Origin of the sequence: Streptomyces sp. CA-288835 (assembly GCF_050936385.1) — a bacterium.
Classification (GTDB): Bacteria; Actinomycetota; Actinomycetes; order Streptomycetales; family Streptomycetaceae; genus Streptomyces.
Genome location: NZ_JBNJMW010000001.1, coordinates 5,811,306 through 5,824,043, shown reverse-complemented (window position 1 = coordinate 5,824,043; position 12,738 = coordinate 5,811,306). Strand labels below are relative to the sequence as shown.

General features: G+C 69.8%; 8 protein-coding genes. 7 read left to right on the top strand and 1 reads right to left on the bottom strand.

The window, feature by feature from the left end:
* Positions 1–39: 39 nt before the first annotated feature.
* A complete protein-coding gene (locus tag ACQEVY_RS26500) occupies positions 40–888 on the bottom strand; it encodes a glycosyltransferase family 2 protein (protein WP_432955404.1) in 849 nt (282 codons plus the stop codon).
* Positions 889–1,231: 343 nt separating this feature from the next.
* On the opposite strand from ACQEVY_RS26500, the gene ACQEVY_RS26495 reads away from it, so the two are divergent.
* The 7 genes from ACQEVY_RS26495 to ACQEVY_RS26465 all read left to right on the top strand — a co-directional run bounded on the left by ACQEVY_RS26495 (position 1,232) and on the right by ACQEVY_RS26465 (position 12,724).
* On the top strand, positions 1,232–3,643 hold the full coding sequence (locus tag ACQEVY_RS26495) for a SpoIIE family protein phosphatase (protein ID WP_432951937.1): 2,412 nt from the start codon (positions 1,232–1,234) through the stop codon (positions 3,641–3,643).
* A 134-nt stretch (positions 3,644–3,777) separates the two neighbouring features.
* Positions 3,778–4,680: a LacI family DNA-binding transcriptional regulator gene (locus tag ACQEVY_RS26490; protein WP_432955402.1), complete on the top strand. Its 903-nt coding sequence runs from the start codon at positions 3,778–3,780 to the stop codon at positions 4,678–4,680.
* 118 nt (positions 4,681–4,798) lie between these two features.
* Positions 4,799–6,091: an ABC transporter substrate-binding protein gene (locus ACQEVY_RS26485; protein ID WP_432951936.1), complete on the top strand. Its 1,293-nt coding sequence runs from the start codon at positions 4,799–4,801 to the stop codon at positions 6,089–6,091.
* Entirely contained in the window at positions 6,088–7,062 is a 975-nt protein-coding gene (locus ACQEVY_RS26480) for a carbohydrate ABC transporter permease (protein WP_432951935.1), read from the top strand. The genes ACQEVY_RS26485 and ACQEVY_RS26480 overlap by 4 nt, the downstream gene beginning before the upstream one ends.
* A complete protein-coding gene (locus tag ACQEVY_RS26475; RefSeq protein WP_432951934.1) occupies positions 7,059–7,886 on the top strand; it encodes a carbohydrate ABC transporter permease in 828 nt (275 codons plus the stop codon). The genes ACQEVY_RS26480 and ACQEVY_RS26475 overlap by 4 nt, the downstream gene beginning before the upstream one ends.
* 132 nt (positions 7,887–8,018) lie before the next feature.
* Positions 8,019–10,370 carry a hypothetical protein gene (locus ACQEVY_RS26470; RefSeq protein ID WP_432951933.1) on the top strand — a complete coding sequence of 784 codons (2,352 nt, stop codon included), beginning with the start codon at positions 8,019–8,021 and terminating at the stop codon, positions 10,368–10,370.
* A gap of 5 nt (positions 10,371–10,375) precedes the next feature.
* Positions 10,376–12,724: a hypothetical protein gene (locus tag ACQEVY_RS26465; RefSeq protein ID WP_432951932.1), complete on the top strand. Its 2,349-nt coding sequence runs from the start codon at positions 10,376–10,378 to the stop codon at positions 12,722–12,724.
* Positions 12,725–12,738 lie beyond the last annotated feature (14 nt).

Genomic DNA, 12,738 nt, shown 5'->3' with positions numbered 1-12,738 from the left:
GCACCGCACTTCACCAAGGCCAGCCCAAGTCCGCGGACCTCAGATGACTGGCGGTCGCCCCAATCGAGCCAGATGCCACACCGTTCGCCAGCGCATCGGGCGTCGTTCGCCGCCCGGTTGCCTCAGGCCCTCCACGAAGCCGCCGAACCAGGCGCGTAGGCCGCCGACTGAGCGCGTGCGCAGGAGGGTCAGTACGGTCCAGATGGCCAGGTGGACGGGGATGAGTGGGAGGGGCAGGCGGCGGCGGGTCAGCCAGACGCGGTTGCGGGCGGTGACTCGGTGGTAGATGGCGTGCCGGGCAGGTGAGGTCTTGGGGTGCTGGAGGAGCAGCTCGGGTACGTAACGGATGGTCCAGCCGGCGTCCGCGGCCCGCCACGCCAGGTCCGTCTCCTCGTGGGCGAAGAAGAACTCCGCGGGCCAGTCGCCGATCTCCGCCAGCATCCGCATCGACAAGGCGTGCGCGCCCCCGAGGAAGCCGGTCACAAGTCCGCCGCGCAGGGGGTCCTTGGCGCCGAGCCGGGGCACATGGCGCCGCTGGGTCTCGCCGTGCTCGTCGGCGATGCGGAAGGCCACGATGCCGAGGCGCGGATCGGCGGCATACAGGTCCCGTACCTTGCTGAGGACGTCGGTGTCGATGAGCAGACCGTCGTCGTCCAGCTCCACGACGACGTCCACGTCGCCGAACTCCCGCAGCTGCCGCAGCGCTACGTTCCGGCCGCCGGGGCAGCCGAGGTTCTCGTCGAGCTCGATGGTCGTGACCTCGCAGGGGAGGCCGGTGAACTCGGGCAGGGGGCAGCCGTTCCCCACGATGACGACTCTGGCCGGCGGGAGGTCCTGCTTGGCCACCGAGACCAGCAGCGCTTCGACCTCCGCGGGCCGGTTCCCCATGGTCACCACGGCGACAGCGATCCGCGGTTCGACCGACACAATGCCCACCCCACTCACTCGACAACGGGGACGATGCTAGCCGTTAATGGTAAGGACGTCTTAAGTACACCTTGAGTTGGAGGCTGTGTCGGCGGGCCGGAGCGGGCAGCCGATCCAGGCTCCCCTTCGGGGTACGTACGGCGACGAGGATGCGCTCACGGTGCGCGGTCTTCGTAGGGGCCTCGTACGGTCTTCGGCGCATTCGTTCTACACGCGGGTCCGACTTGTCCGTTCAGTCCTGAGCGCGCACGCTGAGGACTAACCGGGACTATCCCTGACATGACTGGCGCGAATTGAGCGAACGATGGACACCGCCGGCACCGCCACCGCCACCATCAGCCCACAGGGCATCGTCACGGGCTGGAGCGAAGGAGCTCGCCGGTTGCTGGGTTACAGCGCGCCGGAGATCGTGGGGCATCGCGCGGCCGAACTGCTCGCCACGGTGGGACTCTCCGACGCCACCGGTTACGCCCTGGCCGCCTCGCGGGAATGGAGCGGCACGGCAGCCCTCCGCCACCACGACGGTCACCGCCTCGACCTGGCGCTTCACTCCATTCCCTCGCTGGACCGGGACGGCGAGACCGAGGCGTACCTCGTGACCGCCGCCACGGACGTGTCCCCGCCGGCGTACGACCGCGAAGTGGACGGCGGCGAGGTGGTGGAGTGGGCCTTCTCTCAGTCCTCGATCGCCCTGTCCGCGTTCACCAAGGACTCGGGCGGGTGGCGCGCTGCCGCGTCAGCACAGTGCGGCGAGGATTACACGAACGAGGGAGCCGAAGAGGACGGAGGGGACGAAGAGGACGCCGGCGACGAGGGCGACGAGGCGTTCCTGCGGCATATCGACCAGGTCGCCGAGGAGGCGGCGCCGACGCGTTACGAGCGCTCCACACCGGCCCGGTCCGCCCTCCGCGAGCACGCCCGCGTCACCGAGATGTGGCCCGTCCGGGATCCCGCCACCGGCCGGGTGTGCGGGGTCGGCACCGCCACGTTCGACAGCAGCGAACAGCACTGGGCGCGGCAGCGGCTGGCCCTGCTGAACGAGGCGGGCACCTGTATCGGGACGACCCTGGATGTGACCCGTACCGCCCAGGAACTCGCCGATCTGGTCGTGCCCCGGCTCGCCGACTTCATCAGCGTGGACCTGCTCGACTCCGTGACCCGCGGGGACGAACCGGTCGCCGGACCCGTCGACGCGGACGTGGAGCTGCGGCGCATCGCGCACGCCTCCGGCTCCCAGGACTCGCCCGAGGCGGCGGTCGACCTCGGCGAGGCCGACACCTATCCCCCGTATTCGCCGCCGGCGCGCTGTCTGGCCACCGGGCGGGCGGTGCTCAGCGGGGCTGACGATCCCGACTTCGTACGGTGGATCGGGCAGAGCGAGGCCAGGAGCGCGAGCGTACGCGGGCACGGTTTCCACTCGCTCATGGCGGTTCCGCTGCGGGCGCGCGGGATCACGCTCGGGGTGGCCGTGTTCGCGCGGGGCCGGTGCTCGGAGCGCTTCGAGGAGGACGATCTGGTGCTCGCCGAGGAGCTGGCGGGGCGGGCGGCGGTCGGCGTGGACAACGCACGCCGTTACACCCGCGAGCGCAGCAACGCGCTCACGCTGCAACGCAGCCTCCTGCCGCGCGACTTCCCCGAGCAGGCGGCGGTCGAGGTCGCGTTCCGTTATCTGCCGGCCGGTTCGGGGGCCGGGGTGGGCGGCGACTGGTTCGACGTGGTGCCGCTGTCCGGAACGCGGGTCGCGCTGGTCGTCGGGGATGTGGTCGGGCATGGGCTGCACGCCTCGGCGACGATGGGGCGGCTGCGTACGGCGGTACGTACGCTCGCCGACGTCGATCTGCCGCCGGACGAGCTCCTCACCCACCTCGACGACCTGGTCACCCATCTCTCCTCGGACGACGACATCCTCTCCGCGGACCTGCCGGACCCCGGTGAGTTCGGCGAGATTGGCGCCACCTGTCTGTACGCCGTCTACGATCCGGTCTCGCGCGTGTGCACCCTGGCCAGCGCCGGCCATCCGCCGCCCGCCGTGCTGCGGCCCGACGGCACGGTCACCCTGGTCGAGCTCTCGCCGGGGCCGCTGCTGGGGGTCGGCGGGCTGCCCTTCGAGTCGACCGAGATCGAACTGCCCGAGGGTTCCCTGCTCGCCTTCTACACGGACGGGCTGATCGAGGCCCGCGACCATGACATCGGTGCCGGAATCGACCGGCTCTGCAAGTCCCTCGCCTCCCCCGTGCCCTCGCTCGACGTCACCTGCGACGCCATCCTCAAGGCGCTGCTGCCCGACACCCGCGACGACGACGTGGCCCTCCTTCTCGCGCGCACCCGCGCCCTGCACGCCGACCAGGTCGCCGCCTGGGCCCTGCCGTCGGACCCGGCGATCGTGGCCGCCGCCCGCGCCCAGACCTCCCGTCAACTGGCGACCTGGGGTCTGGAGGACGCGGCGTTCATCACCGAGCTGGTGGTGAGCGAACTGGTCACCAACGCCATCCGGTACGGAGCCGTCCCCATCGGCCTGCGCCTCATCCGCGACCGCGCCCTGATCTGCGAGGTCTCCGACGCCAGCAACACGGCGCCCCATCTGCGCCGCGCCCGCGTCTTCGACGAGGGCGGCCGCGGCCTGCACATGGTCGCCCAGCTCACCCAGGGCTGGGGCACCCGCCAGACCGCCACAGGCAAAACAATCTGGGCCGAACAACCACTCCCGGCCAGCTGAAGATGAGCGGACAAACGGGCGGGCCGGGGAGAGGGACGGGGGGCGCCGGCCCGGAGCGTGAGGACGGCGGTCCTGGGCCAGGGTCCGGCGGCGACGCACCGGCCCCCGTAAGTGGTCGTACCCACACCCTCGGGCTGCTCTACCCGCCCGCCAGTCGCGGCCGGCACTACACCGGGATGCAGCTCGACTTCATCGGCGGGGTGGCCGAGGCCGCCACGGAGTACGGCTACGACCTGTTGCTCTCGCCGAGCGGGTCCGAGGACGAGCCCTCGTTTCAGCGGATTCTCGCCGAGCGGCAGGTGGACGGGCTGATCGTGATGGAGATCCGGCGGGACGACGACCGGGTCGAGCATCTCGCCAAGGCGGGCTTCCCGTTCGTCACCATCGGCAGGAACCGGCGGGCGGATGAGACCGGATGGGTCGACCTGGACTTCGCGGGGCTGTCGGCCAGTTGCGTACAGCACCTCGTTGACCTGGGGCACAGCCGGATCGCCTTCGTCAATCGGTCGCAGCAGCTCTTCGAGAGCGGCTACGGCTTCGCGCACCTGGCCCTGGAGGGCTACACCGAGGCCATGACGCGGCTGGGGCTCACCCCTCACGCGTACCTCTGCGACGAAGACACCGCCGGAGGCGAGGCGGTATTGGAGCGGATCCTGCGGGACGACCCGGCGACCACCTCGGTCGTCACCATGAACGAGGCGGCCCTCACCGGTCTGTACCGCGGGCTCACCCGGCACGGCCGTGCCGTCCCCCGGGACTTCTCCGTCGTCGGAGTGGCGGCCGGACGCTGGGCGGAGCAGGTGACGCCAGAGCTCACCGCCGCCGAGATCCCCGCCTCGGAGATGAGCCGGGTCGGCGTCGAACTGATGGTGGAACGGCTCACCACACCCGAAGCGCCTCCCCGACATGTGCTGCTGAAGCCGCTGATCTCACTGCGCGCGAGTACCGGCAGGTGCAGGCCGGTGCCCGGTGCGGAGCCGGAGCCGGCACTCCCCGAGTTTCCCGACATACCGGACTTCCCGGGTTCCGATTTCTGAGCCCGAGTACATGCGTTCATGAATCTCTGAGCCGAGTCCATGAAGGGCCGACTCCATGAACGAGTCCATGAAGGGGAGTTCCGCTCCCCGAACTGCGCTGCGCTGATGGGAGCCTCGTATGCCGTCCACCCTTGACTGTCGTGCATGTGACCGCCGTGCGTTTCTGCGTGCCGCGGGGGCGGGAGCGGCCGCCCTCGGCACGGCCGCGGCCCTCGCGTCCTGCGGGAACTCCGAAACCACCGAAGCCGCCGGAAAGCGAAAGCAGGGCCGCGGGGACACCACCACCCTCACCTGGTGGGACTACTTCACCCTGGAGAACTTCCAGCCCGGCATGAGAGCCCTCATCGACGACATCGAGGCGGGCGTCCCTGACGTACGCATCAGACGCCGCACCTTCCCCTTCGCCGACCTGGAACGGCAGATCACCCTGGGCGCGGTCTCCGGCGACCTCCCGGACATCGCCATCGTCGACAACGTATCGATGAACTCCCTCGGCGGCAGCGACCTGCTGGCCGACCTCACCGAGCGGGTCGAGGAGTGGGGGCAGGCAGACCAGTACTACGAGGGCCCCTGGGCCGGCTGCCAGGTCGACGGCAAGACCCTGGGCATCCCCACCAACAGCAACTGCCTCGCCCTCTACTACAACACCGAGATCCTCCGGTCCGCGAACGTGAAACCCCCCACCACCTGGGACGAACTGGCCGCCGCGGCACAGCGGTTGACCAGCGGGAGACGGTTCGGCCTGGCGATGAGCGCGATCAGGACCGAGGAGGGCGTCTTCCAGTTCCTGCCGTTCCTGTGGCAGACCGGCGGCGACCTGGACACCTTCGCCACCGACGGCGAGACCGCGCTGGCCTTCCTCGACGACCTGGTCGCCAAGGGCTCGCTGTCCGAGCAGTGCGTGGGCTGGACGCAGCAGGACGTCAACACCCGGTTCATCGACGGGCGCGCCGCGATGCAGATCAACGGACCGTGGCAGATCCCCACCTTGGAGAAGGCGACGGATCTGGAGTGGAGCGTCGTCGCCCTCCCCCGCGACAAGGAGTCCGCCACCTGCCTCGGCGGCGAGAACTGGGTCGTGATGGCGAACAGCGAGAAACAGGACAAGGCGTGGGAGGTACTGGAGTACACGCAGCGCCGGTCGGTCCTGGTGCCGTACCTGGAGTCGTTCGGCAACCTCCCGTCCCGCAAGGACCTTGCCGACGCGGGCACTTGGGCCTCCGAACCGGCCAAGCGGCTCTTCCTCGACCAGCTGTCCCTCGCCCGTCCGCGCACATACGGGCCGGGCTACCCGGACATCTCCCGTGCCGTCGCCGACGCCGAGCAGGCCGTACTCACCGACTCCGCCGCCCCCTCGGCCGCGGCGCGAACCGCCGCCGGGAAGATCGACGAGGCGCTGGAGCGGCGGTGAGACCACCCCGTACGACCGCACGACGCCGTACCACCGCTTCACACCGCACCTTCGCGCTACGCCCGTCCCGCACGCCCTCGGCCCGCCTGAGACGCACCGGGTATCTCTTCACGCTCCCCGGCCTGGCCTTCCTCGCCCTCTTCCTGGCGTACCCCCTGCTCTACAACGCCTGGACCTCGGTGCACGACGTGGGCCTGAGCGGTCTACTCGGCGGGGCCACGCAATTCAACGGGCTCGCGAACTACCAAGCCACCGTCTCCGACCCGGACTTCTGGCACGCGGCCCGCCTCTCGGCGGTGTTCACCGTGGGCTCGCTGCTGTTCCAGTTCACGATCGGCTTCGCCCTGGCCCTGCTCTTCGCCCGGCCCTTCCCGCTCAACGGCCTGCTCCGGTCACTGCTCCTGGTGGCGTGGCTGCTGCCACCGGTCGTCAGCGGCACCCTCTTCCGCTGGATGCTCGACGGCGAGTCAGGCGCGTACAACGCCCTGCTGCGCGCCATCGGCCCGGACACCCTGGCGCGCGACTGGCTCATCGACCCGGGCACCTCCCTGGCCGGCGTCGTCTTCGCGAACGTATGGGTCGGCGTGCCCTTCAACATGCTGCTGCTCCTGGTCGGACTGCACACCATCGACCCGGAGCTGCACGAGGCCGCCGCCATCGACGGGGCGGGCGCCTGGCAGCGGTTCCGCTGGATCACGCTTCCGCTGATACGGCCCGTCTCGGTGACCGTGCTGCTGCTCGGCCTCGTCTACACCTTCAAGGTCTTCGACCTCATCTTCGTGATGACGGGCGGCGGCCCGGTCGACGCCACCACCGTCCTGTCCCTCTATGTGTACGAGGTCTTCTTCAGGTTCTTCCGGTTCGGCGAGGGAGCGGCTGCCGGACTGCTGCTGCTCGTCGTACCGCTGCTCGCGGGCATCGGCTACGTACGGCGCCTGCGCCGGGAGGAACGGGAGGACGGGGCCGTATGAAACCGGCGCGCCGCCCCTGGCTGCTCACCGCGACCGCCACGCTGATCTGCGCCGCCTTCCTGCTGCCGGTCTACTGGATGCTCAACACCAGCCTCACGGAGCCGGACCGGATTCTGGGCGAGTCCCCGCAGTGGATCCCCGCCCCGGCCACCACCGAGAACTACTCGGCGGCACTGGACGACGACGCCCTCCTCCAGGCCCTCTCCAACAGCCTGGTGATCTCCAGCGGAGTCGTCGCGCTCACCCTGCTCTTCGGCGTCCCCCTCAGCTACGCACTCGCCCGGGTCCGGATGCGCGGCTCCGGCACCATGGTGCTCGCGCTGCTCGTCGCCCAACTGCCGCCCAGCATCGTGCTGGCGGCCCCGCTGTTCATCCTCGAACGCCGGGCCGGCATCGACGACACGTACCTCGGCCTGATCTCCGCAGACACCACCCTCACCCTCCCCTTCGCGGTGATCGTGCTGCGCCCGGTGCTGCGGGGCGTGCCTCGGGACGTGGAGGAGGCCGCGCTGGTCGACGGCTGTGGGCTGATGGGCGTACTGCTCCGGATCGTCCTGCCGCTCATGGTGCCCGGTCTGGTGGCGGTGGCCGGGCTGTCCTTCCTCATCGGCTGGGGCGAGTTCGTCTTCGGCCTCACCCTCGCCCAGGAGCCCTCCGTACAACCCGTCACCGTCCTCCTCAACTCCTTCGTCGGCCAGCACGGGACCGCGTGGGGAGCACTGATGGCCACGGCGACGGTCGTCTGCGTTCCGGTGGTGTGCGTCTTCGCGATCTTCCAGCGGTTCATCGTGGGCGGGCTGACGGCGGGGAGCATCAAGGGCTGAGGGTTTGGGGGGAGTTGGCGCGGGGGTGGGCGGGCGCCGGGACCGGTCCCGGGGGTCTTGTACGACGCTGATGGGGCTGTGTCGCTGTGGGGCTGCGGGCCGTGAGCGCTCGGAGAGGGGTGGGTGAGGCTGATGCGGCTGTGGACCGCCTCCTTGCTGCTGCGTCTGCCGCTCGGGGAACTGTCCCGACCGGGCCGCTGGGCCCTGGAGACGGTGCTGCGCGCGGCGGACTCCGGTGAGCCGACGGCCGTACGCGCCCTCGGCCACGTCATCAGCTCCAAGGGACACGAAGCCGTCTGGTCGGCCTGGCTGCGGCCGTCAGTGTCGGGGGCCGGAACACCGGTACGGCGCTGGGACTCCCCCGTCCTGGCGGAGTTGGGGGCCGATGTCTCGACGATTCCCGGCTGGGTCGTCGCCCTCGCGTGGAACACGTGGCTGAACGAGGCCGACCCCGATGCCGCGCTGTGGTCCCGGCTGAAGAAGTGGAACCTCCCCGCCGGGCCCAGGGCTGATTACCGCACGCGTGCGATCAGCCGACTGGCGCTCGGCGACGACAAGACGTCGGTGGATTCGCGTCTGCTGGTGGACACCGCCCTACGCTTCGACCACCCCGTCGGCGAGTTGGCCCGCACCCGCCTGCTCGCTCTCAGCGACGCGGAGGCCGTCGACCTGTACTGCGCGGCGGCCATCGGCTCCCGCGACGCGACGGAGTTCTGCATCGCACACCATCTCGCCCCGGCCGACGAGGTGCAACGCGCCGCGTTCTTCGTACGCACCGGTCAGCAGGAGCAGTACGAAGCGCAGGACCCCGACGGGACACTCCTCGGCCTCGCCTACCGCAGCGCGTCGGCGGAGGACCGGGCGGAGTTGCGGCGCGCGATGACCGCCCTCAGCGGCATCGACACGCTGCGGGTGCTGGCCGGGCAGCGTTCCGAACGGCAGGACTTCGTCGCCGTCAGTGCTGGTGAACGGCGTTATCTCGTACGACAGTTGAGAGAACGGGGCGAGTGGGACCGGCTGTGGCGCCTGGTCCCGCTTATGACCTTGCCCGAGGCCGTCGCAACGGTCCGGGTGTTCGGCAGATGGCGGCCGTCCGCCGCGGAGGACCACGAACTCTTCGAGGCGCTGCGGACCGCGAACCCAGCGGTCGTCAACGACGGGCTGAGCGCCGTGTCCTCCATGCCGTCGCGCATCGAGCCGATTCCGGTCACGCTCGGCGGTGACCTCACGGCGTTTGCCGTCCATGCCCTCGACTTCTCCTCGGACGGGAGGCAAGTCGCCTTTGTCGCGAGCCTTCAGGATCGCCGCTTCTTGGCCGGAGTCGTTGACGTCCACAGCAATGAGGTCTCGCAGCTGCACACCGAATTCCCGCATCGCCTGACCCACGTCGTGCATGTGGGCCCGGACACCGTCATCGTCGCCGAGGACTACTCGAGGGCGGTCGGGCCGGCGGACGGGAAGAAGCTCTACCACGCCGATGACCGCGGGGTGCGGGCGCTCGATTTCCGGGCCGGCCGTTACTGCGGGCTGGAGCGTGTCGCCGGGGATCTGGCGTTCATGGTGGGTACGGAGCGGCGGTCGTTCGCGGAGTTCGACGTGTTCATCGGTGCGGGCGACGGGCCGCTCACCCAGAGTCGCCTGCCTAGCGGGATGTACGGGTGGCATCCGTCGTACGGAAAGCATCCGTGGGTCAGCGCTGTGCATCCCGACGGCCGGCTGATCGCGGCTCTCGGCCCGGAGGACGTCGTGGTCGCCGACCTGGCCGACGGCAGGGTCAACAGGCTGGAGTACGGCCGTCACGGCACCGAAAGTCAGACTCCCAGCCGGGAAAGTGCTTTCTCGCCTTCCGCCCTGGTCCGCATCTCGCGCTCCGGTGCTCTGAGCGTGTGGCACGACCCGCTCACCACCGGCAGGACACCGGCCACCGCCCAAGTCTGGACCGGGGCCCCGCTCTGGACCGGCGCCCAGTGGTACCGCGACCCGCTCGTGACCGGTCTCTCCTGGTCGCCCTCCCTGCACCGGTTCCTGACGGTCAACGACGGACACCTGGAGATCCTCGCCGTGCCACCGACGGCCGACACCCCTATGCCCCACCAGCTCATACACGAGCGGATCGAACTCGTCGGCACCGGTCGCGTACAGCCGCCCTGCGCACGCCTGTCGCCCAAGGGCAACGTCCTCGCCGTGGCGGGCGAGGGCACCTCCGTCAACCTGTACGACCTCACGCCCCAGGACTGGGTCGCCTCCAGAACCATGGGTGCCCTACGACGCCACGACCTGGCCGAGGTGACCAGGCTCCAGCGCTACCCGGGCCTCGGCCACACGGCCCGACAGGCCCTGGACCTCCTGTCGGCCTGCCTGATCCACCGCTTCCAGCACGACATCGGCATCGGGGACGAGGCGGATACCGCGGTCCTGTCCGACTACGACATCGCGCTGGGCGGGGACGGATACCTTTCCCTCGGCGGGGAGGGAACGGGGTGAGGCCGATGCGGCTGCGGATCGCTGTGCTGGTGTTGCGACTGCCGCTCGGGCGGGCGTCCCGCTGGCGCCTCCGGTCGCTGGTGACCGTGCTGCGCGCGGCCGACGCCGGTGACCCGACGGCCGTACGTGCTGTCGGGGACGCCCTCGCCCTCGATTCCCTCGGCCCCGAGAGGGTGTGGCGTACGTGGACGGAGCCGCCGGTGGCCGAACCGACCCGGCGGCAGTGGGCCTCCCCGCTGGTGGCAGAGCTGCCGGCCGATGCGACGCAGGTTCCCGACGTGCTCGTGGACGCCGCGTGGCGCGACTGGCTCGATGCCCATGAGGCCAGGTTGTGGTCACTGCTGAGACGTTGGAACCGTGCCGCGACGGCCGCCGAGGGCGAGAAGGTGCGCGTCCTCAGCCGTCTCGCACTGGGCGACGAAGACGTGGCTGTCGAGCCGCAGTTGCTCGCCGATACCGCCACCCGCTTCGATCACCCCATCTGTGAACGGGCCCGGGCCCGACTGCTCGCACCGGGTGCCCCCGAGGCTGTCGACCTGTACTGCACGGCGGCGCTCAACTCGTCGGAGGTGGCGGCCTTCTGCGCCGAGCATCACCTGGCGCCCGCCGATGAGGTGCAGCGCGCCGTCTTCTTCGTACGGACCGGTCAGCACGAGCAGTACCGGGCGCTGGATCCTGAGGGCGCGCTGCTGTCGCTCGGGTACCGGGGTGCGCCGCCGGACGTCCGCTCGGCGCTGCGTACCGCGATGACCGGGCTCGGGGACATCGACGTGCTGCGGGTGCTGGCAGGACAGCGTTCCTCGCAGGGCGACTTTGCTTCGCTCAGCAAGCAGGAACGCGCCTACCTGGTACGCCAGTTGCTGGACCTGCGCGACTGGGAACGCCTGTGGCCGCTCGTCCTGCTGATGCCGCTGACCGAGGCCGTGATGGCTGTCCGCGGGTTCGCCGACTGGCGGCCCTCCGGCGAGGACGACCGCCGCGTCTTCGAGGCACTGCGCGCCGCGGATCCACAGGCTGTTGACGGCTCCATGAGCATCCTGTCCGGAGCGGCCGAACCTTCGCCCGCCCCGCACACCCGGATCAGGCTCGCCGACCTCGACGAGCGGCTCGTTGGTATCACTGAACTCGATTTCTCGCCGGACGGTACCCAACTCGCCTTCGTGGGCGAGGGCCCTGCCGGCGAACCGCTCCCCGCCCGGGCGGGAATCGTGGACCTTGGCAGCGGAACGCTGTCGCGGCTGCATTGCGACTTCACAGATCCGCTGAACCGAGTCGCGCATCTGGGCTCCGGGACCATGGTCGTCGCGGAGCCCGATCCGTACTACGTGGATTACCGCGCGGAGGGGGAAAAATACCGCAGGCCGAAGATCCACCACGTGGACGGCAGCGGCGTACGGGCACTTGACCCGGGAGTCGACGAAATCATGGGCTTGAAGCGCATTGCCGGAGACCGTGCCTTCGCTGTGTCCGCAATGGTCAGCGAGACGCTTTTTTCCGAGCATCCGATGTTGTTCATCGGCGGGCCCCATGGTGACCTCACCGCCAACGGAGTACTGGACGGTCTGGGCGAAGACTTCGAACCGCTGATCGCCGCGGTGGATCCCGAGGGTCGGCTCATCGCCATCATCGACGTCTTTGAAGCTGCCGTGGTCGCCGACCTCGGCGGCTTCGTGGTGAACAAGCTCGACGACAGCTCGGAAACGCTGGAGAACATCCCCAAACCACCCGTCGCCCTGTCGCCTTCCACCCTCGTCAGCTGCACCGATATGGGCGAACTGAAAGTGTGGCACGAGCCGCTCACCTCCGCCGAACCTTCGATGACCATCCCCGTCTGGTCACCTTCGGTGGTTCTGACGGCCCTCGCCTGGTCGCCCGCGCTGAACCGGTTCGTCGCGGTCAACTTCACCCACGAGCTGCACCTGGAACTCCTTGATGTGCCGCCGACCCGCGACGCTCCCGTGCCCGACGAGCTCATATCCGAGCGAATAGCCCTCGATGACGACGTAAGCACGACCCTCATCACGCGACTGTCGCCGGGCGGCGATGTGCTGGCCGTGGGAAGTGCGGACGGCACGATCGATCTTTACGTCCTGACCACCCTCACCCTGCGCCCGTTCATCGCCCGGCCCATGGGCCTGATGGCTCATCAAGAACTGGCCCAAGTGGTCGAGCTGCAGAAGCAGCCGCTGCTCGACGACGGCTCCCGCACGACGCTGACGCTCCTACGGACCTGCCTGGAGCACCGTTTCCGGCACGACGTCGGGATCGGCGAGGCGGCGGGGGTGACAGCTCCGGGGGACGACGAGATCTCGCTGGGCGAGTGCCAGGAACGTAAGCCGGCGGCAGAAACGTAAGGGAGACGCGGACG

Coding starts and splice junctions, on each gene's coding strand:
- ACQEVY_RS26500 (WP_432955404.1), bottom strand. CDS start 888: ATGGGGAACCGGCCCGCGGAGGTCGAAGCGCTGCTGGTCTCGGTGGCC.
- ACQEVY_RS26495 (WP_432951937.1), top strand. CDS start 1,232: ATGGACACCGCCGGCACCGCCACCGCCACCATCAGCCCACAGGGCATC.
- ACQEVY_RS26485 (WP_432951936.1), top strand. CDS start 4,799: ATGCCGTCCACCCTTGACTGTCGTGCATGTGACCGCCGTGCGTTTCTG.
- ACQEVY_RS26475 (WP_432951934.1), top strand. CDS start 7,059: ATGAAACCGGCGCGCCGCCCCTGGCTGCTCACCGCGACCGCCACGCTG.
- ACQEVY_RS26470 (WP_432951933.1), top strand. CDS start 8,019: ATGCGGCTGTGGACCGCCTCCTTGCTGCTGCGTCTGCCGCTCGGGGAA.
- ACQEVY_RS26465 (WP_432951932.1), top strand. CDS start 10,376: ATGCGGCTGCGGATCGCTGTGCTGGTGTTGCGACTGCCGCTCGGGCGG.